21 protein-coding genes are annotated in these 22321 nt (G+C 63.8%); 8 read left to right on the forward strand and 13 right to left on the reverse strand.

Annotated elements, in window-relative coordinates; all coding sequences use genetic code 11:
• Nucleotides 1-68: 68 nt before the first annotated feature.
• Nucleotides 69-593, reverse strand: a complete 525-nt coding sequence (locus AC0L30_RS36110) for a FecR domain-containing protein (RefSeq protein WP_354159023.1) — start codon at nucleotides 591-593, stop codon at nucleotides 69-71.
• Nucleotides 594-1240: 647 nt separating this feature from the next.
• On the opposite strand from AC0L30_RS36110, the gene AC0L30_RS36115 reads away from it, so the two are divergent.
• Nucleotides 1241-2314: a DUF2778 domain-containing protein gene (locus AC0L30_RS36115; protein ID WP_219684951.1), complete on the forward strand. Its 1074-nt coding sequence runs from the start codon at nucleotides 1241-1243 to the stop codon at nucleotides 2312-2314.
• Between the two features lie 31 nt (nucleotides 2315-2345).
• Here AC0L30_RS36115 and AC0L30_RS36120 read toward each other — a convergent pair whose 3' ends face one another.
• The 3 genes from AC0L30_RS36120 to AC0L30_RS36130 all read right to left on the reverse strand — a co-directional run bounded on the left by AC0L30_RS36120 (nucleotide 2346) and on the right by AC0L30_RS36130 (nucleotide 5055).
• The gene (locus AC0L30_RS36120) at nucleotides 2346-3698 is read right to left on the reverse strand and encodes a caspase family protein (RefSeq protein ID WP_473406303.1); all 1353 of its coding nucleotides are present in this window, start codon (nucleotides 3696-3698) and stop codon (nucleotides 2346-2348) included.
• Nucleotides 3699-3809: 111 nt separating this feature from the next.
• The gene (locus AC0L30_RS36125) at nucleotides 3810-4448 is read right to left on the reverse strand and encodes a glutathione binding-like protein (protein WP_007602471.1); all 639 of its coding nucleotides are present in this window, start codon (nucleotides 4446-4448) and stop codon (nucleotides 3810-3812) included.
• A gap of 13 nt (nucleotides 4449-4461) precedes the next feature.
• Nucleotides 4462-5055, reverse strand: coding sequence for a cysteine hydrolase family protein (locus AC0L30_RS36130; RefSeq protein ID WP_473406304.1), 594 nt, complete (start codon nucleotides 5053-5055; stop codon nucleotides 4462-4464).
• Nucleotides 5056-5187: 132 nt separating this feature from the next.
• Between AC0L30_RS36130 and AC0L30_RS36135 the strand changes: the two genes are divergently transcribed.
• Both AC0L30_RS36135 and lepB read left to right on the forward strand, forming a co-directional pair.
• A complete protein-coding gene (locus AC0L30_RS36135) occupies nucleotides 5188-6021 on the forward strand; it encodes a LysR family transcriptional regulator (RefSeq protein WP_035995675.1) in 834 nt (277 codons plus the stop codon).
• A 108-nt stretch (nucleotides 6022-6129) separates the two neighbouring features.
• Nucleotides 6130-6876 carry a signal peptidase I gene (gene lepB, locus AC0L30_RS36140; protein ID WP_473406305.1) on the forward strand — a complete coding sequence of 249 codons (747 nt, stop codon included), beginning with the start codon at nucleotides 6130-6132 and terminating at the stop codon, nucleotides 6874-6876.
• A gap of 236 nt (nucleotides 6877-7112) precedes the next feature.
• On the opposite strand, the gene groL is transcribed toward lepB, so the two are convergent.
• Entirely contained in the window at nucleotides 7113-8753 is a 1641-nt protein-coding gene (gene groL / locus AC0L30_RS36145) for a chaperonin GroEL (protein WP_007602475.1), read from the reverse strand.
• Nucleotides 8754-8797: 44 nt separating this feature from the next.
• The gene (locus AC0L30_RS36150) at nucleotides 8798-9112 is read right to left on the reverse strand and encodes a co-chaperone GroES (protein ID WP_007602476.1); all 315 of its coding nucleotides are present in this window, start codon (nucleotides 9110-9112) and stop codon (nucleotides 8798-8800) included.
• 378 nt (nucleotides 9113-9490) lie between these two features.
• Between AC0L30_RS36150 and AC0L30_RS36155 the strand changes: the two genes are divergently transcribed.
• Nucleotides 9491-9778, forward strand: coding sequence for an usg protein (locus AC0L30_RS36155; protein ID WP_007602477.1), 288 nt, complete (start codon nucleotides 9491-9493; stop codon nucleotides 9776-9778).
• A gap of 149 nt (nucleotides 9779-9927) precedes the next feature.
• Nucleotides 9928-10467, forward strand: coding sequence for a cupin domain-containing protein (locus AC0L30_RS36160; protein ID WP_007602478.1), 540 nt, complete (start codon nucleotides 9928-9930; stop codon nucleotides 10465-10467).
• Between the two features lie 12 nt (nucleotides 10468-10479).
• On the opposite strand, the gene AC0L30_RS36165 is transcribed toward AC0L30_RS36160, so the two are convergent.
• On the reverse strand, nucleotides 10480-12606 hold the full coding sequence (locus tag AC0L30_RS36165) for an O-linked N-acetylglucosamine transferase, SPINDLY family protein (protein ID WP_473406306.1): 2127 nt from the start codon (nucleotides 12604-12606) through the stop codon (nucleotides 10480-10482).
• 121 nt (nucleotides 12607-12727) lie between these two features.
• On the reverse strand, nucleotides 12728-13648 hold the full coding sequence (locus AC0L30_RS36170; protein WP_473406307.1) for a LysR substrate-binding domain-containing protein: 921 nt from the start codon (nucleotides 13646-13648) through the stop codon (nucleotides 12728-12730).
• 153 nt (nucleotides 13649-13801) lie between these two features.
• On the opposite strand from AC0L30_RS36170, the gene AC0L30_RS36175 reads away from it, so the two are divergent.
• Nucleotides 13802-14722, forward strand: a complete 921-nt coding sequence (locus AC0L30_RS36175) for an amino acid ABC transporter substrate-binding protein (protein ID WP_354128106.1) — start codon at nucleotides 13802-13804, stop codon at nucleotides 14720-14722.
• 27 nt (nucleotides 14723-14749) lie between these two features.
• Nucleotides 14750-15820: a threonine aldolase family protein gene (locus AC0L30_RS36180; RefSeq protein WP_473406308.1), complete on the forward strand. Its 1071-nt coding sequence runs from the start codon at nucleotides 14750-14752 to the stop codon at nucleotides 15818-15820.
• 127 nt (nucleotides 15821-15947) lie between these two features.
• On the opposite strand, the gene AC0L30_RS36185 is transcribed toward AC0L30_RS36180, so the two are convergent.
• Nucleotides 15948-17198: a NupC/NupG family nucleoside CNT transporter gene (locus AC0L30_RS36185; RefSeq protein ID WP_473406309.1), complete on the reverse strand. Its 1251-nt coding sequence runs from the start codon at nucleotides 17196-17198 to the stop codon at nucleotides 15948-15950.
• A gap of 159 nt (nucleotides 17199-17357) precedes the next feature.
• Between AC0L30_RS36185 and AC0L30_RS36190 the strand changes: the two genes are divergently transcribed.
• Nucleotides 17358-18596, forward strand: a complete 1239-nt coding sequence (locus tag AC0L30_RS36190) for an MFS transporter (protein WP_473406310.1) — start codon at nucleotides 17358-17360, stop codon at nucleotides 18594-18596.
• Nucleotides 18597-18750: 154 nt separating this feature from the next.
• Here the strand turns inward: AC0L30_RS36190 and AC0L30_RS36195 are convergent, their stop codons facing one another.
• From AC0L30_RS36195 to AC0L30_RS36210, 4 genes are all read right to left on the reverse strand, one after another.
• Nucleotides 18751-19509: an SDR family oxidoreductase gene (locus tag AC0L30_RS36195; protein ID WP_007602492.1), complete on the reverse strand. Its 759-nt coding sequence runs from the start codon at nucleotides 19507-19509 to the stop codon at nucleotides 18751-18753.
• 26 nt (nucleotides 19510-19535) lie between these two features.
• Nucleotides 19536-20294 carry a proteasome-type protease gene (locus AC0L30_RS36200; protein ID WP_007602494.1) on the reverse strand — a complete coding sequence of 253 codons (759 nt, stop codon included), beginning with the start codon at nucleotides 20292-20294 and terminating at the stop codon, nucleotides 19536-19538.
• Nucleotides 20295-20417: 123 nt separating this feature from the next.
• Nucleotides 20418-21266 (reverse strand): transglutaminase family protein, encoded by an 849-nt coding sequence (locus AC0L30_RS36205; RefSeq protein ID WP_007602496.1) that lies wholly within the window; start codon nucleotides 21264-21266, stop codon nucleotides 20418-20420.
• Nucleotides 21267-21375: 109 nt separating this feature from the next.
• Complete coding sequence (locus AC0L30_RS36210) at nucleotides 21376-22320, reverse strand: alpha-E domain-containing protein (protein WP_007602499.1); 945 nt, start codon at nucleotides 22318-22320, stop codon at nucleotides 21376-21378.
• Nucleotide 22321: the final 1 nt, after the last annotated feature.

Raw genomic sequence — 22321 nt, forward strand, 5'->3', positions numbered from 1 at the left:
GTTGCAATTCTCTCTATCGTCCAAATGCTGTTGGCCGAGCCACGGTGACCCGAACTTATCGGCCTAGTCTATTGACCTAGTCTTGTCATCAACGCGTCGACGCGCGGCTGACCCCATGTCTTCACCGTCAACGGGCCTGTCGCTTCCACGTCGACGCCTTCGCCGCGGCCTAGTACCACGCCGCGCCCGCCGCTCCTGCGGCTCACGCCGACACGACCGTCAGCCACGAAGACGGAGGTCTTGGCCTCTGCGACATCGACCGCCCATTTCGTGCCGCGCACCGCGGCGATCGCTTGCGGCGTCAGCACCTTGAAGGGATTGCCGCCGGGCTTCCTGGGCACCTCGACCAGCAGCGCTTTGCTGCTCAACTCCACCGAGTCTATATGTCCGTCGCGGTTGGCGTCCTTAAGTTCAAATCTGGCGCCGTTTTCCGCAACGATGGTGATGCCGTTATCGCAGCGCCAGGTCTGCGTACCGGCAGCGGATGGCGATGCCGTGCAGCCAACATTGGCAGCGGGCTGGGCAATCGCATGTCCGGTCAACAGAAGCGACCCCGCCAGAGCGAAAAACCCCGCGCGCGCGAACTCTCTCATGCCAGCCTCCGTTTGCGTGCCAGGCACAGTTCAAAGCGATGTTGATACGGTACCGTATCACACGCAGAGGCTGCTGAAAAGTGCCGACATCGCAGCTATTTTCTCGGCACCGGCTTTGCCAGACCGGCTCGATCAACTTTCGGTCAGGGCGCCGTGCCGTGCGAGGGCCCTGTGCGATGCGTAAGCGGCGTGCCACGAGAGGTGGAAGCGGGCTATTGCACACCAGCCTCGCGCAATGATTCCCCGCTAACGTCCGGGTATTGAAGACCACGAAAACGACTTGGTTGGTGCGTCTAGAGAGGCGGCCAAAGACGTTCGCCGACCGCAGCGATCCGGCCAAGAATTATAGTTAACAGACGCGCCTAAGTCCGTAGTCCTGCGGGCTTTTTCCCAAAATGGGACGACCCGAACGGGTTGCCCCACATCCGCCCGAACTTAATCCGCATTTAACTAAAAGTGGCCTTAATGACGCTCCGACCCTCTGCGAGATGCTGTTCCCGGATCGTGACCAGCGGCGCTTCGAAGGGGGACTGAGTGACACCGTTCTGGACGCAAGGCGAATGAGTACGAGTATCGCTGCGCAAGGCATCGCGGCACGAAAGTCCAAAGGATTCTCGAGCACTTCTTATCGGAAGCCTTCCCGGAAAATGACCACGCAAAACGTGCTTGGCGCCGCCGCGATCGGCTGCGTCGTGCTTGGCGCCGGCTGGACCATCTACAGCAACATCTTTGCCGCCAGCGTCTATCCGACGGTCGGCAGCAGCGGCTACGACGAGCCCGTGATCAAGCGCGCGCCCAGGGTCGCGCTGCGCGAGGCCGGTGAGGCCGTCAAGGAAGCCTTTGCGCTCTTGCCCGACCGGTTGCAGGTGGCAGCGCCGATCTCACGCGAGATGTTCAACGATCGCTTTGCCGCGGCTGCGACCCAAGGCGTGACATCGAATGCGGCGAGCGCCGCGCCCGCAGCCAAGATCGCGGAAGCCAAGGACGCGCCGAAGCCGAGCGTGATCGCGAGGGTCGCGGAGGTCCTGAAGCCAAGTCCCGCCAAGATCGCTGACGCTGCGAAGTCCAAGCGCGGCGCCGACGCGCCGGTGCAGCTTGCCTCGGCAGATCCGGCCGAGATCGTGCCGGCGCCTGAGGCGAAGCCAAAATCGATCGCCGATCGCGCCAAGGCTGCAGTGATGTCGATCACCGGGCCGCGTCAGTCGATGGTGGAAAAGCTCTGGGGCAAGCGTGAGCCCTCCGGCGGACTGCTCGCCTATGCCTCGGCCGACGCCAGCGTGACCGCTTCCATCGCGCCGAAGGAGCAGAATCCCATGCTCGGCGGTTCGGCGCCCTACGACCGCTCCACCGCGGTTTACGACATCAGCGCGAAGACGGTGTATCTGCCTGACGGCACCAAGCTCGAGGCACATTCCGGCCTCGGCTCCAATCTCGACGATCCCCGTTCCTCGCGCATCCGCATGCGTGGCGTGACGCCGCCGCACATCTACGACCTGAAGCCGCGCGAAGCGCTGTTCCACGGCGTTCCGGCGCTGCGCCTGACCCCGATTGGCGGTGAGAGCGCGATCTACGGCCGCGACGGCCTGCTCGCGCACACCTTCATGCTCGGGCCGAATGGCGATTCCAACGGCTGCGTGTCCTTCAAGGATTATTACGCGTTCCTAGACGCCTACCGCAACAAGGGCATCCGCAAACTCGCGGTGCTGGCGCGGGTGGAGTGAGGCGCAATGCGCCTCACCGCTTTTTGCACGATCAGCGCTTGACGAAGACCAGGCCGCAGGCGCGCGCCTCGTTGCGCTTGCCGGTGCCTCGGGTGCGATCGAACTGCGCATCGACCGTAAAGGCGTAGGGCGAGCCGGGCGCGAGATTGTTGAGGGTATAGGTGCTCGCCCCCGTCGTTCCGCGCGCGCTCAAAGTGGTCTTGCCGTCCGCGGGGATCTGGCCATCGATCTCCAGGCGATTGACGGCGCCCTGGCTCTGAGCGTCAGCGTGAAACACGCCGTTCGCAACCGTGGCAGACAGAGCCCGGGTGAAGCCCTGCGCCTTGCCGGTAGGCGGGCAGTTCAACGTCACGTCCCAATTGCCGTCGAAGTCCTTCGCGGTACGGGCGTTGCCGGTTGCCGGCGCGAGCGCCACCTTCTGCTTCAGGCCCTCGATCCGAGCTTTGGCGAGCGTGGCGAAGATGCAATTCGGAAATCTCGCGAGGTGATCCTCGAAAGCACCGAGCGTGCCGATGCCGTCCGCGGCCTTCCAGTGCGCTTCTGCGGCGGCGCAAGGATCAGGCCGAGGTGCGGCTTGCGGCGCGGCCGGGGCCACCGTGACCGACACCGGCCCGTTCAGATAGAACTTGCCGATGATCGACAGCGACAGCTCCGGGAGCTGGGTCCTGCCACTGGAATCGTAGACGTCGCTGCTGATGTCGCGAAAGACTTCGCCGATCTCCTGCGGCTCCTCGATGTGCTTCAGGAACGCCGTCGTGTAGGGGCTGTTGCGGCCGCTGCCATCGGCCGCGGTCTGCCCGGACTGGGTTGAGAACGACACGATCGTGCCGCGCGGTGCTTCGACTTTCGACAGGCCTCGACCGATCGAGGCGCCGCGCGTCAGGCCGGCGGAGCGTTTCAAGCTTTCGGCCAGCGGATTGTCGCGGCAGGAATCCAGGATGAGGATGCGCAGGTTCTTGGCCTGCTGCAGGTCGTTCACGATATCGTCGACCCGCACGAAGCGCTTCAGGTCGGCTTCGTCGCTCAGCACGGCGTCGACAGGCATCAGATAGTTCACGCCGTTGTACTGCATCGCATGGCCGCTGTAATAGAACATGGCGACGTCGGCTTTGCTCGCGGCGCGCGCGAAGCGGATGGTGAGGTCCTGCATGTCGGCCTGGCGCAGGTCGATGCCCTGGAGCACCTCGAAGCCGCTGCGCTTGAGCGAAGCGGCGACGTCTTCGGCATCGTGAGCCGGATTGGGAAGCTGCGCCGTACTGGCATAGGCGCCGTTGCCGATCACCAGCGCGACCCGCGTTTCCGCCGATGCAGGCTCGGGGCATAGCCACCAGGCGAAGAGGGCGACGCAAAGTTTGGCGAGGCAAAAACTGGAAAGAGCACGCATGAATGCCTTCCAAGGAAATGTCGAAAAATATCCCTCCAGATTAGCGCATGCCGCGCCGACATCAATGCCCTGCCGGAGACAACGCTCAGGTTTCGCGGCCGTGACATCCTGTCACGCCGGGCTCGCCGCCATCGTCTTGCGCACCGCCATTTCGGTCGCAATCGCATCCCGCACGGTGGGCCGGGCCTGCATGCGCGCGAGATAGGCCGATAACGATGGCCATTGCGCGATGTCGACGCCTGCGGGACGGAGCAGCAGCAAAGCCCAGGTGAGGTGGGCATCTGCCACGGTGAAGCTGTTGCCGACGAGGAATTCGCGGTCCGCCAGATGCGTGGCAGGGATCGATAAGCTCTGCGCTATCCTTGTACGCGGCTTGGCAAGCGAGGCGTCGTCCTTGTACCAGAAGGTCGGAAACAGGAACGCCTTGTGGATCTCGGCCCCGATGAAGCTCAGCCATTCCTGGAGCCGATAGCGGTCGGGATCGCCGAACGCGGGTGCAAGGCCCACCTGCGGCTTCAGATCGGCGATGTATTGCAGCACCGCCGCGCTTTCGGTCAGCCGCTCGCCATTCTCCAGCACCAGGACCGGCACCGCGCCCTTTGGGGAAACGCCGAGGAAGTCGCTGCCGTCGTCCACGACCTGCTTGGTCTGGAGATGGACCGGATGATAGCGGGCCTCGAGGCCCGCTTCCATCAGCGCGATGCGGCTCGCAAGCGAGCAGGCCATGGGGGAGAAGTAGAGTTGCAGCATCGCCCACACTCCTTCAGGTCAACGTCTCGGTTTGCGCGATGATCGCAAACCGGTCCGACAATTCGGCCAGGGCGACCTCGTGAATGGTCTTCGCGGAGAGCGCTCCGCCGCGGCCGTCGGGAAGATCGCGTGTCGCACAGGCATCGGCTGCGATCGTCGTGCGCAGGCCGAGGTCGAGCGCGGCGCGGGCGGTCGAGCTGATGCACATATGGGTCATGAAACCGGCCAGCACGATGTTCGTGCGTCCGGTTGCGGCCAGCCGGACCTGCAGGTCGGTGCCGGCAAAAGCGTTCGGCAGCGCCTTTTCGATTACAGCTTCGCTGGCGAGCGGCGCCAGGTGCCTGACGATCGCACCGCGCGCGGCCTCGCGGTCGAACAGGCTGCCGGCACGTCCCTTGTGCGCGATATGGAAGATCGCAGCGCCGCTCGCCCTCGCGCGGGCGAGCAGGCGCGCGGCGGCGGCGATCGCGGGCTCCGCATCCGGCAAGGCAAGCGGGCCGGCGCAATATTCGTTCTGGATGTCGATCAGCACGAGGCAGAAATCGCCGAGCCCGGGCGGAGTGAGATCGGCGCCGGACAATTCAAGCAGAGTTTTGGGGGCGGTCATGCGGGTCGGGCCTTCCTAAGGAATATCGGATGGTGCGACACTAGCGCGGTGGCGGCCTGCTAATGTGCAGGACTATTGCAGCATATGGCTGCAAATTTGCAGGAGCCGACCGTGCCTGCTAGGCTCATCGCCATGAACTGGGACGATCTGCGCATCATCGCCGCCGTCAGGGACGAGGGCACCTATGCCGGCGCCAGCGCACGGCTGCGCATCGACGAGACCACCGTCGGCCGCAGACTCGCACGCATCCAGCGCGATCTCGGGGTACCGCTGTTCGATGCGGTGGACGGCCAGCGCCGGCCGACGCGGAGTTGCGAGGCGGTTCTGGCGCATGTCGAGGCGATGGCCGCACATGCCGCCGAGATCGGTCGCGTCGGCGAGAGTCTGGCAGGCCCGGTGGGACGCCTGCGTATCGCCTCCACCAACACGGTCGCCGAGGAGGTTCTATCGCCGCGCGCGAGCGACTTCCTGCGCACCAATCCCGGCCTGACGTTGCAATTCCTCACCTCGAGCGAGAACGTCAAGTTCTCGCGCTGGGAAGCCGATCTCGCCATCCGGCTGCGCAAGCCCGACAAGGGCGACTTCGCGATCTCCAGGCTCGGTGACGTCAAGCTCTATTATTTCGAGCCTGTTACGACGGAGGGCGAGCCGATGCTGTGCGCCTATCCGGACGAACTCGGTGCCATTCCCGAGATGCAATTCCTGCGCGCGAAGAAAGCCCGCGCGCGCTGCGTCACCGACAATGTTCGGGTCATCCGTAACCTGATCCGCGCGCATCAGGCCGCCGGCGTGTTGCCCGAGCATGTCTGCGCGGACTTGCTCGGTGACCGCCGTTTGCGCGCCACACTGCTGCCGGGGCGCCGCGACGTCTGGCTGCTGGTGCAGAACCATCTCAAGCGCGATCCGGCGACGCGGCTCACCATCGAATGGATCCGCCGCTGCTTCAGCGATCTCGCGCGCGGCTGATTGCGGGCGTGAACGCGATCCGCGGGCGGCGCGACCAAGTTATGGGATTGCGCGCGCGCAAAGGTTGCGTAGTCTCGCAACGAGCACGGGCTTGATCAGGGCAGGCGCATGACCACTCTTCAGGAAACCATCCACCCGCAGGCCAAAGTGCGGGAATGGAAGGCGATCGTCATCCTGATCCTCCTGATCCCGGTGCTGTGGTCGCCGCCGTTCCTGTTTCGCATCTTCCTGTTCCAGCCATTCAACATCCCGTCCGGCTCGATGACGCCGACGCTGGTCGTCGGCGACTACGTCTTTGCTGCGAAATATGCCTATGGCTATGGCCGTTATTCGTTTCCCTTCGCGCCGTCATGGATCTCCGGGCGTTTTCGGGCCACCGAGCCCGAGTATGGCGACGTCGTCGTGTTCCGGACGCCAAAGGACACCTCGGTCGACTATGTCAAGCGCGTGGTCGGGCTGCCCGGTGATCGCATCCAGATGCGGCAGGGCCAGCTCGTCCTCAACGACCGCCCGGTGAAGCGCGTCGCTCTGAAGCAGGTATTCGCCGGCTCCAGCTGCGGCGTGGACGCCGCTGCGAAGGCCAAGCGCTGGCGCGAGACGCTGCCGAACGGCGCCTCCTACGTCACGCAGGACTGCGTCGACAACGGCTACTACGACAACACCGACGTCTACACCGTGCCGCCAGGCCATTTTTTCGTGCTCGGCGACAATCGCGACAACTCGAGCGACAGCCGCGTGATGTCGTCGATCGGATTCGTGCCGATGGACAATCTGGTCGGCAAGGTGACGCGGATATTCTGGTCGCTCGACCAAGAGGGCGAGCCGCACATGGAGCGACTGGGGAAGGTGTGGTGAGGCCGCTCCGCCATTCCCGGGGCAGTGCGCGGCGCCTGCATGAATTGAGTTCGTAGCCTGGATGGAGCGCAGCGTAATCCAGGAGACTGCTCGCGCCGGATACGGTGCCCCGGATTGCGCTCCGCTCCCTCCAGGCTAGGGACTATGATCGCGGGGCGCGTGAAGCGATCCTCCAAAAACAAAACCCCGGCATCGCTGCCGGGGTTCGCATTTTGTCGTTTGCCGGAATGGCTGGATCAGAAATCCATGCCGCCCATGCCGCCGCCCGGGGGCATCGCCGGACCGGCGCCGCCCTTCTTGGGCAGCTCGGCGACCATGGCTTCCGTGGTGATCAAGAGAGCCGCAACCGAGGCTGCGTTCTGGATCGCGGTACGGACCACCTTGGTCGGGTCGATGATGCCCTTCTTGACGAGGTCGACATATTCGCCGGTCTGGGAGTCGAAGCCGTAGGCGTACGACTTGTTCTCGAGGACCTTGCCGACGATCACGGAGCCGTCTTCACCGGCATTGATCGCGATCTGGCGAGCGGGCGCGGAGAGCGCCTTGCGCACGATCTCGACGCCGGTCTTCTGGTCGTCGTTCTTGGTGCGCAGGCCCTTGAGCTGCTCGGAGGCACGGAGCAGGGCGACGCCGCCGCCCGGGACGATGCCTTCCTCGACCGCGGCGCGGGTCGCATGCATCGCGTCATCAACGCGATCCTTGCGCTCCTTCACCTCGACCTCGGTCGCGCCGCCGACGCGGATCACTGCGACGCCGCCAGCGAGCTTGGCAAGACGCTCCTGGAGCTTCTCACGGTCGTAGTCCGAGGTGGTTTCCTCGATCTGCGCCTTGATCTGAGCCACGCGCGCTTCGATGTCGGCCTTCTTGCCGGCGCCGTTGACGATCGTGGTGTTCTCCTTGTCGATCATCACCTTCTTGGCGCGACCGAGCATGTTGAGCGTGACGTTCTCGAGCTTGATGCCGAGATCTTCCGAGATCGCCTGGCCGCCGGTCAGGATCGCGATGTCCTGCAGCATGGCCTTGCGGCGATCGCCGAAGCCCGGAGCCTTGACGGCCGCAACCTTGAGGCCGCCACGGAGACGGTTCACGACCAGGGTCGCAAGCGCTTCGCCTTCGACGTCCTCGGCGACGATGACCAGCGGCTTGCCGGTCTGCACCACGGCCTCGAGCAGCGGCAGCAGCTCGTTCAGCGAGGAGAGCTTCTTCTCGTTGATGAGGATGTAGGCGTCGTCCATCTCAACGCGCATCTTGTCGGCGTTGGTGACGAAGTAGGGCGAGATGTAGCCGCGGTCGAACTGCATGCCCTCGACGACGTCGAGCTCGGTCTCGAGCGACTTGGCTTCCTCGACGGTGATGACACCCTCGTTGCCGACCTTCTTCATGGCGTCGGCGAGGAACTTGCCGATCTCCGCGTCACCGTTGGCCGAGATGGTGCCGACCTGGGCGATCTCGTCGTTCGAGGTAACCTTCTTGGAGTTCTTGACGAGGTCCGCAACGACGGCTTCGACCGCGAGGTCGATACCGCGCTTCAGGTCCATCGGGTTCATGCCGGCGGCAACCGACTTGGCGCCTTCGCGCACGATCGCCTGGGCCAGCACAGTGGCGGTGGTGGTGCCGTCGCCGGCCGCGTCAGCGGACTTCGAAGCGACTTCGCGCACCATCTGCGCGCCCATGTTCTCGAACTTGTCCTCGAGCTCGATCTCCTTGGCGACGGTGACGCCGTCCTTGGTGATGCGGGGAGCGCCGAACGACTTGTCGAGCACGACGTTGCGGCCCTTCGGACCGAGCGTGACCTTCACCGCATTGGCGAGAATGTCGACGCCGCGGAGCATCTTGTCGCGCGCATCAACGGAGAATTTAACTTCTTTTGCTGCCATCTGGATTTTTTCCTTAGGTGTTTAGCTGGATAAGAGAGGGGCTCTTAGGCCGCCTTCTTCTTGGAAGCGGGGACGTCGAGGACGCCCATGATGTCGCTTTCCTTCATGATCAGCAGATCGATGTTGTCGATCTTGACCTCAGTGCCGGACCACTTGCCGAACAGCACGCGGTCGCCGACCTTCAGGTCGATCGGGATCAGCTTGCCTGCTTCGTCGCGGCCACCCGGGCCCACGGCGACGATCTCGCCCTGCGAGGGCTTTTCCTTGGCCGTGTCGGGAATGATGATGCCGCCAGCGGTCTTCTCTTCTGCGTCGATGCGCTTGACCACGACGCGGTCGTGAAGCGGACGGAATTTCATGCAGTTCTCCTAAGCTTTTGCACGAGTTGGGAATTTTGGGTTGTTAGCAGTCTGCGCCCGCGAGTGCTAGCACAGGCACAGCTGAGATAAGGCAGGATTTTGGCGGGAGCAAGGGCTTGTAGCAGAAAAATAGCACTCGGAAGCGCCGCCTGCCAAAATCTCTTTCCATCGTTAATCGTGCTCGGCGCCCGTATTAGCACGGAGCCACATCTGCTGCTAACGCATTGAATTTCAACAGCTTGTTAAACTTTTGGGCTTGAGATGGATTGTCAGTTTGCGTCACATTTCACTCATGTGAGCGCATCTCCGCCGGGTGGCTCGTAGGGCGCGTACCGGAAAGCCATCCCTTGAATATGCGCTCCTGCAAAGGAGGTTGGCATGGTCTCGCGAGTTGGGGTTGTTTCCGACGACTTCCGGAAACAGGTGCTGGGTTACGGGCTGACGACGGCCGAAATTCTCTACCGGATGCCGGATCATCGCTCGCTGCTCCAGACCTATGTCTGGCAGAACTACGACATGTTTCCGAAATTTCCCGCGCTGACGGATTTCCTGGCGTTCTGGCAGAAGAAGCTCGACGGGCCGCTATTCTCGGTCACGGTAGCGCATTCCAAGCTGATCAAGCCGGCCGAGCTGCGCGCGGTGGACGGCGTGTTCCGGCTGCATTGAAGTCGGAGCTGTAGGGTGGGTTAGCGTCAGCGTAACCCACCATGCTTCAACGGTTGCGGAACGAAGTGGTGGGTTACGCTGACGCTAACCCACCCTACGATTTCGCATTCTGTGCTAGCCTCTCCCCATAACAACAGGGGAGGCCGCTCATGGCCAAGAAAGCAAAATCGCGTAGCGCATCGCAGGCGGCGGTGAAGAAGCAAAGCGGGGCCAAACCCGCAGCACGATCCACGGCGCGCAAGGCGGTGAAGGCAAAAGCCCCCACGACAACGGCCAAGTCATCCGTCAAGAAAACCGCGCGGCCCAAGCAGCGCATCGCGATCAGCCATCACCGCGAGGAAGACTTCAAGGCCGACGGTCTGCGCACCTACGCGAAGTATCGCGATCTCGGCATCGCCGCCGCGAGCCACGGCCTCGCGCAAGCGCACGTGATCCGCCTGCAAGGCCCCTGCAATCCGGACGAGGTGTCGAAGCTGCACTTCCACGACGTCGAATTCCAGATGGTCTACGTGCTCAAGGGCTGGGTGAAGACCTATATGGACGGAGAGGGCGAGACGCTGATGAAAGAAGGCAGCGCCTGGACCCAGCCGCCGAAGATCAAGCACATGATCCTCGACTATTCGGACGACGTCGAACTGCTGGAGGTGATCCTGCCGGCGGAGTTCAGGACGGTGGAGTTGAAGGCGTAGGCGACGCGCAGATCAGCCGCCGTCGTTGCAATAGCGTTTCCACATCGCGCGATAGGCATCGTCCACCGCTTGCGCGTATGAGACGGGGTTGCCGGCGGCGGCAGCCTTGATTTGTCCGGGCAGTTCGCCGCGCAACTTATCGAGCTCGCTGATCTGCGACCCACGGCTCGCTGCGATTTCGACATACGCCTCATCGCTATCCGCGGCCCAGTCCGGCAGGCCCAGCGCGGCAAGGATGGAGGCGGCAGCACGGCTCGGCAGGCTATGACCGAGCTTCGCCACCACCGGCACGCCCATCTGCAAGGCTTCCCAAGTGCTGACGCCGCCATTCTGCGGGAATGGGTCGAGACCAATATCGACCCGATTGAACGTTGCCAGATGTTCGTCGCGCGGCGTGGCTCCGAGCAGATCGACGCGTTCGGCCGGCAATCGGCAAGCGGCAAACCGCGCCAGCAGGTTGTCGCGGACCAGCTGAGCGTCCAGCGCGGTATCCTTGATCAGCAGTCGCGAACCCGGCACCCGCTCGAGAATCCTGGACCAGACTTCCACTGCCTCGTTCGAAATCTTGCTGATGCGGTTGAAGACACCGAACGTGACGAAGCCGTTCGCAATCGCCGGCGTCGGCGCCCGCGCAATCCCCGCCGGCAGCGGCGCTAACGTCACAAAGCACGGCAGGTCAACGATGGTCTCCGCAAACAGATGCCGAACCGCGACAGGAATCGCGACCGGGTCTGAGAATAGATAATCGATCGTCGGCAGCCCGGTGCCGGTACCGTGGCCCCAGCCATGCGCCTGAACAGGTGCGGGCTTGCGCGCAAACACACCGAGGCGGTTTCCGCTGGTATGGCCGGACAGATCGATCAGGATATCGACGCCATCGGCGCGGATCTGAGCGGCGAGACGATCGTCGGACCATTGCGAGGCGTCGCGCCAGCGATCGGCGATCCCCTGAAATTCGCGGGTCGTCGCATCCGCTTTCGCTGAACACGCGTAGCACACGATCTCGAACTGTGCCCGATCATGGTGCTGCAAGACCGGCTTGAAAACGAACGCCGCCGAATGTGCGTGAAAATCCGACGAGACATAACCCAGCACCAGACGGCGATCCGGATCGCGGCTGTTATCATGCGGTCCCGCCGCTGCTGAGGCGATCTTCGCACCGATCTGCTCCCACCATACATGTCGCGCTTGCTGATGCTGCGCAACGCTGGCGTCGGCCACAAAATCGAGGGTGAATATCTTGCTGGAGATCGTGCTCTGATCAGGCTCGATGTCGAGAGCTCTGTCGAAACTGGCGAGAGCTTCGTCGACCCGGCCAAGTGCCGCGAGACATTGGCCGAGCAGGCTGTGGGCCTGAGAGAAGCCGGGATCGGTCGCGAGAGCCTTCTCGCAATCGGACAACGCTTCGGCAACTTGCCGGGTCAGGAGCAAGATACTGGCCCGCCGGAGCCACCCATTCGCATCGTCGGGTGCCAGGGCGATGGCTCGATTGCAATCCGCCATGGCTTCGTCAAATCGCTGAAGTTCCCGCAATGCGACGGCGCGGGTCGACAGCGCCGAGGCATAGTCAGGCTTGATCGATAGCGCGCGGTTTAAGCTTGCGATAGCCTCGTCATAGGCGCGCAGACGGCAGAGCGCCCAACCGCGACCGTTATGGGCTTCGGAAAGTTTTCCGTCGATTGCGAGCGCCTCGTCGTAGCTCTCGAGCGCTTCCTGGTAAAGTTCAAGGGCAGCGCTCGCGTTACCGAGATTGGACAGGGCTAAGGCGTAGTTGGGTCGCAAGGCGAGGGCCTTTCGATAGCTCTCGCGGGCCTCATTGTGACGTTTTAGCCCGTTGAGCGCGACGCCCAGGCTCATATGAGCTTCGGCAGATCGCGGATCCACGGCAACCGCTCGGCTCAGCAGAGCTTGCGCTTGCTGATAGTTTTTGGCTTCAGTCTCCAAGACGCCCAGCAAATGAAGCGCGATGAATTGGTTGGGCGCGAGCTCCAGGAGTTCGCGATAGGCCGCCTTGGCCTCGCGGAGAAGTCCCGCTTTGTGCAGCTGGAGGGCGCGCGCGAGCAACGGCGTCACCTCGGCTTTTTGCCGTTTCTGAAGCCGGGCATTTTGAAATGCCCGCTGGCCTGCGCTGTTGCTCATGAATCAATTCCACCCGAATCTCCTGAAGAGATTAACATGGAAGGATTGTCCGGATTGCGCTGCGCTCTATCGGAGCTGCGACGGCACCAGCCTCACACAAGCTTCACGCCGGATCGACCCACTACCGCTCGAGATAGCCCAATTCCGCGCTCATGAGCTTGCGAGCGTATTCGCTGAAGGCATCAATCAACCGGGCGCGCGCGGCATAAGGCGGATAGAGCAATGCGATCGTAACGGGGACAGCCGGGTTGAAGGGGCGCGTGACCAGAGCCGCGCCAGAGCTTTCGTCATGCGCGGCAATCGGGTTGATAATGCTGATGCCGAGGCCCGCCGCGACCAGGGCACAGACCGATGCGCCCAGATCGGTCTCCGCAACAATGCGGCGCGCGACGCCCGCCTGCGCGAAGATCGTATCGATGCGATCGTAGAGTGGGCTCCCCGTGGCGAAGGAAATGAACGCCTCGTCGGCGAAATCGGCAGGACGCAACGTCTTCTTCTGCGCAAGACGATGCGCCTTCGGCATGATCGCGACGCAACGGGTCTTGAGCACCGGCTCGACATGCACCCCCGCAACCTCGCCGTAGAGCATTGCGAGCCCGGTGTCGCAAAGCCCGGAACTGACCCAGTCGTGCACGGCGCTCGCGGTGCCGGATCGGATCGAGATCATCACATGCGGATAGTCCACCTTGAAGCGTGCCGCGATGCGCGTCAGCAGGCCGCCGGCCAGGCGCGGCATCGCCGCAACGCTTAACCGACCCATACCGAACGAGCGGATGCTGGCTGCGCTGGCCTCCAGTCCCGCCAGGCCGATGAAAGTCTTCTCGACCTCCTGGAAAAAGCGCGATCCGTCCACCGTCGGGCGGAGGCGGCCGCCACTGCGGTCGAACAGCGGGAATTGTGTGATCGCTTCCAGCTGTCCGATCAGGCGGCTGATCTGGGGTTGCGAGGTATGCATGCGCTGAGCCGCCTGCGTCATCGATCCCGTCACGAAGACCGCCCGAAAAGCCTCCACATGCTTCAGGCCCATGCGTCTGGTGGCCATATCAGATCCGTATAGGAGAGTATGAAACTGGAATTTCATCAGATCGGGCTTTTCGACGATAGTCCAGAGCATGAAGCCGTTCGCACGGAGCTGTCCTGTGGTTGCTCACCCGCCGTGGACGGCGTCACGGACATTCGCGACAAGAGGGGACATATGAAAGCGACAATGATCAAGGCACTGGCCGCGGCGACCGTCGCTGGTGTTCTTCTTTCCAGCGAGTCCATGGCCCAGGGTGCGAGCAGGCTCGACAAGATCCGTGAGAGCGGCTCGATCACATTGGGGTACCCCGAGACCTCGGTGCCCTTCGCCTATCTCGACGGTAACCAGAAGCCGATCGGTTACACCGTGGAAATCTGTGAACAGGTGGTGCAGGCGATCAAGACGGCCCTCAAGCTCCCCAAGCTCGAGATTCGCTATAACCCCATAACCTCGGCGACACGTATTCAGCTGCTCGCCAATGGCACGATCGATCTCGAATGCGGCAACACGACCAACAATGTCGAGCGGCATAAACTCGTTGCCTTTGCTCCCACCACCTTCGTTGCGCAGGTCGTCCTCGTCGCGCGCAAGGATGGCGGCGTCGATGTCAACGACCCCGCTTCGTTTCGCGGCAAGGCCATTGCCGCCCAAGCCGGCGGCCAGACTTTCAAGGTGATTACGCTGATCAATGCCAAGGACAATCTCGGCATCACGGTGGTGCCGGCCAAGGACACCGCCGAGACCTTCTTGTTGGTGTCGACGGGCCGGGTGGCCGGCACCGCCAACGATGACGGTCTTGCCTTTGCCACGGTGGCCTCGTCCAGAACGCCCGATGAATTCCTGATCGGTAGCAAGAGTCTCGAGACGGCGCCCTATGGTATCGTCCAACCCAAGGATGATCCTGCTTTCAAGAAGATGGTCGACGATGCCGTGATCGACCTGATGAAGAGCGGACAGGTTGCGGCGCTCTACGACAAATATTTCAATTCACCGATCCCGCCGCATGGCCTCAACCTGAAATTTCCGATGAGCGCCGCCCTCAAGCGGGCGCTGGCGAACCCGACCGATTCCGGCGACCCGGCAGTCTACGAATGACGCGACAAGCGCTCTAGAGGTCTCGCAATGGCACATCAACACGACACGAGTCCGGCGGGCGCCGGGTTGCCACCCATCGACCTGCGCAGCGATACCGTCACTAAGCCGACCGAGGCGATGTATGCCCGCATGGCCTCGGCGCCGCTCGGCGATGACGGGCTGGACGGTGACCCCACGGTGCAAGAGCTGGAGGCCGTCACAGCTGCGGCGTTGGGCAAGGACGCCGGGCTGTTTGTGCCGAGCTGCACCATGGCCAATCTGCTGGCGACGCTGGCGCAGTCGCAGCGCAGCGAACAGATCGTGCTGGAATCGAACGCCCATATGTACACCTCGGAACGAGGGGCGGCGACATTTACCGGGCAGTTCTATCTCGCAATTGCCGGCACCGCCGGCGCAATGGACTTGAATTTGCTGGAGGACGCCCTGCACGGCGAAGGGCTCAAGCTCGGGACCGCTCTTGTCGCAATGGAAACCTCGCACAACAACGCGAGCGGCGCCGTATTGCCGCTGGATCATATGCAGGCCGTGCACGCCATGGCCTCGGCCCGCGGTGTGCCGGTGCATCTCGACGGCGCGCGGCTGTTCAACGCCGCCGTCGCCCTTGAAACGGCGCCGGCCGAAATTGCGAGACATTGCGACACGGTGTCTCTGTGTCTGTCGAAGGGCCTGAGCGCACCCGCCGGTGCCGTGCTCGCCGGGCCGCGCGCGGTGATCGACAGCAGTCGCAGGTTTCGCCGCATGCTGGGAGGCACGCAGCGCCAGATCGGCGTCCTGGCCGCGGCCGGCCTGGAGGCGGTTGAAGTCATGGGGGCACGTCTGGCGGAGGATCACCGGCGTGCGCGAACCCTGAGTGATGCGTTGAACGGGATGCATCCAAAGATCAGCGCGACAATCCCGCAGACGAATATCGTGCAGGTTGATGTCTCTCTCTCCGGACGCGACAGCGCCGTCTGGTCGGGGGCTCTCGAAAGGGCGGGCCTGAGGGCGAGGCCTTGGGGCAAGCATCGCTTGCGTTGTGTGACCCATCGCCATATCGATGATGCGGATATTGATCGCGCGGTGATGGCATTTCGCACCGTGGCTGCGGCTTTGGTTTAGAGCATGCCGATGTGAATCGGATATCTCTTGTAGCCCGGATGGAGCGAAGCGAAATCCGGGGCCGCTGCTTGCGACCGATAGGCTTTCCCGGATTGCGCTGCGCTCCATCCGGACTACGAGATCGTTACTACGTCAGCACGCCCACCACCGCCCCCATCAGACACGTCGTCAGCGTCCCCGACACGATCGACTTCAGCCCGAGCGCGTTGATTTCCTCGCGCCGTTCCGGCGCCATCACGCCGAGACCGCCGATCATGATGCCGAGGCTGGCGAAATTGGCGAAGCCGCACATCGCATACAGCATGATCAGGCGCGAGCGCGGATCGAGCGTGCCGGGCGGCAGCTTCGAGAAGTCGACATAGGCGATCAGCTCGTTCAGCACGGTTTTCGTGCCCATCAGGCTGCCGGCGGTGATCGCCTGGTCCCACGGCAATCCCATCAGCCAGCACACCGGCGCCATCACGAGGCCGAGCAGGCGCTGCAACGAGATCGCGGCGCCGCCGATATCCGGCAGCAGGCCGAGGATCGCATTGACGAGGTAGACCAGCGCCACCAGCACCAGCAGCATGGCGACGATGTTGATCAGCAGCTCGATCCCCGCGCCGGTCCCTTTCACGATCGCATCCATCGTGCCGGAGACTTCCATGTCGGGATCTTCCAGTGCGCCGCCGGTGCGCTTGTCGGATGTCTCGGGCACCATGATCAGGCTGACCAGGATCGCGGCCGGCGCACCCAGCACCGAGGCGATGACGAAATGCGCGGCTGCATCGGGAATGAGGGGAGCAAGGAGCGTCGCATACAGCACCAGCACCGTGCCGGCGATGCCGGCCATGCCGCCGGTCATTACAAGGAATAACTCGCTGCGGGTCATCTGCGCGAGATAAGGTCGCACGAACAGCGGCGCCTCGACCATGCCGAGAAAGATGTTGGCGGCGGTCGAGAGCCCGACCGCGCCGCCGACGCCGAGCGTCCGCTCGAGCAGCCAGGCCATGCCGCGCACCACCGGCGGCAGCACGCGCCAATAGAACAAGAGCGTCGTCAGCACGCTCATGACCAGCACGATTGGCAGCGCCTGGAATGCCAGGACGAAATCGGCCCCCGGTGCTTTCAGGTCAAAGGGCAGGGGACCGCCGCCGACATAGCCGAACACGAAGGAGGAGCCGGCGCGCGAGGCCGCCGAGATCGCGCCCACGGCGTCGTTGATGGTACCGAAGGCGCGCGCGACGACGGGCACCTTCAGGAGAACGATCGCGGTGACGAAGGTGGCGACGAGGCCGATCGCCGCCTGGCGCAGCGAGGCCGCGCGGCGATTCTCGCTCAGGACCAAGGCGATCAACAGCAATGCGAAAATGCCGAGTGCCGATTGCAGCCGCAGCATGATGTCCCCAAACCCCCGATGATTATGGTCACCCCTGCGTTGCAAACGCAATGCCGGGAAACTGTCGGAGCGTCCCGCTGTTGACAAGCAGGTCCGCGTCAGCCACCCGGAGCACGTCGCCATCAGGAGCCGGATAGTCCGAACGTGACCGAAGAGGCGATGCCAAGCCAGCCAATATCGGGAAACCCGCCGGTCAGCGCCCGCGCGCTCCTCTCCCATCGCGCCTTCCTGTTCTTTCTGCTCTCGCGCAGCTTGTCGCGTTTCTCCAGCCAGATCGCGGCGGTCGCGATCGGCTGGCAGATTTACGATCTCACGGGCTCGGCCTTCGATCTCGGCATGATCGGCCTCGTGCAATTCCTGCCCACCGCGCTGCTGGTGTTCGTCGCCGGCCATGCCGCCGACCGCTACGAGCGCAAGCGCGTGGTCCAGCTCTGCCAGCTCGTGGAAGCCGCGACCGCGCTCTATCTCGGCGTCATCACCTATCTCGGCTTGGTCAGCGAACTTCAGATTTTCGTGGCAACCTGCGTGCTCGGCATTGCCGGAGCCTTCGAAAGTCCGACCACTGCCGCGCTGCTGCCGGCGATCGCGCCGCAGGGCTCGCTCCAGCGCGCCACCGCCGTCTCCAGCGGTGCGGCGCAGGTCGCGACCATTACAGGGCCGGCGCTCGGCGGTTTTGCCTACGCGGTTGCGCCGCATCTCGCCTACGCGGTGATGGTGCTGTTCTGGATCTTCGGGATGATCCTGACCGGCTTCATCCGGCCGCGCCCGCAGGCGATCGCCAAGGATATGGCGGGAGCCGACGATATCTTCGCCGGCGTCCGCTTCATCCGCAGCAATCCGGCGATCCTCGGCACCATCTCGCTCGATCTGTTCGCGGTGCTGTTCGGCGGCGTCACCGCGCTGTTGCCGATCTATGCCCGAGATATCCTCCAGACCGGTCCGATGGGGCTCGGGATCCTGCGCGCCGCGCCCGCGGTCGGCGCGCTGCTGATGACCATGGTGCTGGCCCGACACGCCATTTCGCGGCATGTGGGCCTGCGCATGTTTCAGGCCGTGATCGTGTTCGGCGTCGCAACGATCGTGTTCGCACTGTCGTCCTGGATGTGGCTGTCGGTGCTCGCGCTCGCCGTTCTCGGCGCGGCCGATACGATCAGCGTCGTGATCCGCTTCTCGCTTGTGCAGCTCGCGACCCCCGACGAGATGCGCGGCCGGGTCGGTGCGGTGAACTTCCTCTTCATCAACGCCTCGAACCAGCTCGGCCAGTTCGAGAGCGGGGTTGCCGCCGCACTGTTCGGCGCCATGCCAGCTGCCGTGCTGGGCGGCGTCTGCACGGTCGCGGTGGCGCTGTTGTGGATGAAGCTGTTTCCGAGCCTGCGGCAGGTGGAGAGTTTGGAGTAGGGGAAGGCCTCGTGTCCCGGACGCGGTGCGGCACGAAGTGACGCGCCGCAGAGCCGGGACCCAGAACGCCAAGAACGAGGTCGCGGATGCGTGGGCCCCGGTTCAGCAGCGCGTCATTGCATGCCGCGCTGCGTCTGGGGCACGAGAGCGGCGTTCAACCCCGCCCGACGAACGGCATCTTGGTTGCCATGACGGTCATGGTCAGCACGTTGGCATCGAGCGGCAGGCCGGCCATGTAGGCGACGGCATCGCCGACCGCTTTCGCGTCCATGCGCGGCTCCTGCTTCGACGTGCCGTCGGGCTGCAGCACGCCGGGACCGTTGACCATGCGATCGGTCATGGGAGTCGCGGCATTGCCGATGTCAACCTGGCCGACTGCGATGTCGTACATGCGGCCGTCGAGGTTGGACGCCTTGGTGAGGCCGGTGATGGCGTGCTTGGTCGAGGTATAGGCCGCCGAGAACGGCCGCGGCGCATGCGCCGAGATCGAGCCGTTGTTGATGATGCGGCCGCCGCGCGGGCTCTGGTCCTTCATGATGCGGAAGGCGTGCTGGGTGCACAGGAACGGGCCTGTGAGGTTGGTGTTCACTACCGCCTGCCACTGCTCGAGGCTGAGATCCTCGAAATTCACCGGCGGTGCGCCCATGCCGGCATTGTTGAAGAGCACGTCGAGCCGGCCATAGGTGGCCTTCACCTTGTCGAACAGCGCGGCGATCGAGTCCGGCTTGGTCATGTCGGCGGTGACGCAGAGGCTTTTTCCCGCAGGACCGAGCTTGGCCGTCTCCTCGAGCATGTCGGGCCGGCGCCCGACCAGCACCACGGTGAAGCCGGTGTTCATCAGCGCCAGTGACGCCGCGCGCCCGACTCCAGTGCCGGCGCCCGTCACCACCGCGATCTTTTTCGCTTCACTCATCGTTTCCTGCCTTTTCTCTTGATCTGTCAGGTTTTGGATTCTTTTTCGTTCTTGTAGGGCGGCCGCGGAATGTTCTGATGTGCGGCGCGCAAGGCCGCCGACCAGCGCGAGCGCAAATCGTGGAAATAGGGCTCCCCCGCCTCGATGCGGTGGTTGAGATCGGCCTCGCAGGCGTCGGCGCGCACGACCAGTACGTCGATCGGCAGGCCGACGCCGAGATTCGAGCGCATGGTCGAATCCATCGAGATCAGCCCGGTCTTCAGTGCCTCGTAGAGCTCGACGTCGTAATGCATGGCGCGGTCGAGCACCGGCTTGCCGTATTTGTGCTCGCCGATCTGCAGATAGGGTGTGTCGGTGGTGCATTCGATGAAATTGCCGGCGGTGTAGACCATGAACAGGCGCATGCGCGCGCCGCTAATCTGGCCGCCGAACAGGAAGGAGACGTCGAACGACACGTCCTCGGATCTCAGCGCCGGCCCCTCGGTCGCGTGCACGGCCCGGATCGCCCGGCCAATGCGCTGGGCGGCCTGGAACATGGTCGGCGCGTTCATCAGGGTCTCGATCTCACCCGTGTTGGGGTCTTCGAGGCCCTCGGTCAGCGTCGAGAGCACCGACTGGCTGACGGCGAGGTTGCCGGCGCTGGCGATCGCCATGATGCGGTCGCCGGGCTTGGAGAAGATGTGGAGCTTGCGGAAGGTCGAGACGTTGTCGAGGCCCGCATTGGTGCGGGTGTCGGCGATCATCACCAGACCGTCCCGAACCAGAATTCCGCAACAATAGGTCATTTCCAGTCCCCGAACGCGTTTGCGCGGAATTACTAGCCAATTTCAAGGGCCGCTCCAACCCCCGATTGCCGCGGGGCGGCAGGGTGGAAACCGACTGTGGGTGAGGGGCGCGCGCGGCGCGGCTCAGCTCTGCCGCTGGGACTGCGATTGCGACTGGCCGCCGCGGCCGGCCTGCTCGACCTTGACCGCCACCGACAGCGTCTCCGCGCCGCCGCCATAGCGGGTGCCGCGCACGGGCGCTGCGCCGAGATAATCCAGCCCGATCGCGACGCGGACATGGGCGTCGGTGGCGCAGATGCTGTTGGCGGGGTCGAAGCCGACCCAGCCGAGACCGTCGACATAGGCCTCCGCCCAGGCATGGCCCGCGTCCTGATGCACCGTGCCGTCGGAGCGCAGGAAGTGGCCGGAGACGAAGCGCGCCGGCACGCCCCCGCTGCGCGCGCAGGCGATGAAGATGTGCGCGTAGTCCTGGCAGACGCCGCGCTTGAGCGTGAACGCTTCCGCCGCCGACGTGCCGCTGTTGGTGGGGTCCTCGTCGAACGTCATGTGATCGCTGATTTGCGTCATCAGCGTGTGCAGGAAGCCGAGCGTGTCGCTCTCGGCCTCGCTGCGCAGCTGGCGCGCGACCGCATTCATCGCCGGATTGACCGCGGTGAGGTCGGTGGCGCGCAAGAACATGCCGGCCGGAAAGCGCTCGTCGGCGCCGCGAAGAACGCCGCCGGTGTCGTGGGTCTCGATCAGGCCCTCGGCGGTGATCTTGATGTCGCCGACGGGTCCGCAGGACAGCACATGGGTGACGTTGCCGAACGCGTCCTCGTGGGTGTCGAGCTTGGTGTCGGTCGACACGTCGATCTGCCACTCCGCCACATATTGCCCGTCATGGCTGCCCGGCGTCATGCGCAGGATCTGGATCACGCTCGTAGCCTGCGGCTCGTAGCGATAGGTCGTGGTGTGCAGGATTCGCAGGCGCATGGTGGACCGTGATTTCTAAATGGTCATTCCGGGGCGATGCGTCAGCATCGAACCCGGAATCTCGAGATTCCGGGTCTGGTCCTACGGACCATCCCGGAATGACAGAAGGTCAGATCAAATACTGCTTCGTGATGATTTCGCCCAGCCTGGAATTGTCCGAGATGAATTCCTGAATGAATTCATGCACGCCATGCTGGAAAATGTCGTTCATATTGCTGTGTTCCAGCCGGTTGCGGATGCCGCGGGCATGGCGCTGGGCCGGGCCCTGGCGGCCATAGGCGACCCCGATCTGATCGAGATTGCGCACGAGGTTGCCGTAGCAGCTCGCCAGTGAACGCGGCAGCGTGTCGTTGAGGATCAGGAGGTCCGCGATCAGCCAGGGTTTCAGCGTCTCGCGATAGACCCAGTGGTAGGCCGTCAGCGCCGAAACCGAGCGCAGGATCGAGGTCCACTGGTAGAAATCGAGAGGGCCGCCGACATGCTCCTCCTCGGGCAGCAGCACATGGTATTTCACGTCGAGAATACGCGCGGTGTTGTCGGCGCGTTCGAGATGCAGGCCCATCCGCGAAAACCAGTACGCGTCGTTGCGCAACATGGTCCGGTAGGCCGAGCCGTCGAAACGCAGCGAGGTCTCCTGCACGAAGCGCAGGAACTTTGCGAGATCCTCGCGCGTGGAGGTCCCTCTGCTCCAGACCTCCTGCAGTTCGATCCAGGCCGAGTTGATGGTGTCCCACATCTCGCTCGTCAGCGCTGTGCGAACCGAGCGCGAATTCAGCCGCGCCGCCTCGATGCAGTTCCTGATCGAGGACGGATTGTCCGCGGAGAACGAGAGATAGTCGACGACGTTGTGCTCGTTGGCTTCTTCATACTGCTGATAGAAGCTCGCGGCGACGCCGGCGGTCAAAAGCGCCGAGTCCCATTCGTTGGTCTTGCCGATATAGGCGGCGGGAAGCGCGGTGACGCGCAGCGTCGCATCGATGGTGCGCGCGAGATACTCGGCCCGTTCGACGTAACGGGCGAGCCAATAGAGGTTTTCGGCGGTACGCGACAGCATC

This window comes from Bradyrhizobium sp. MI1.11, from assembly GCF_055811255.1.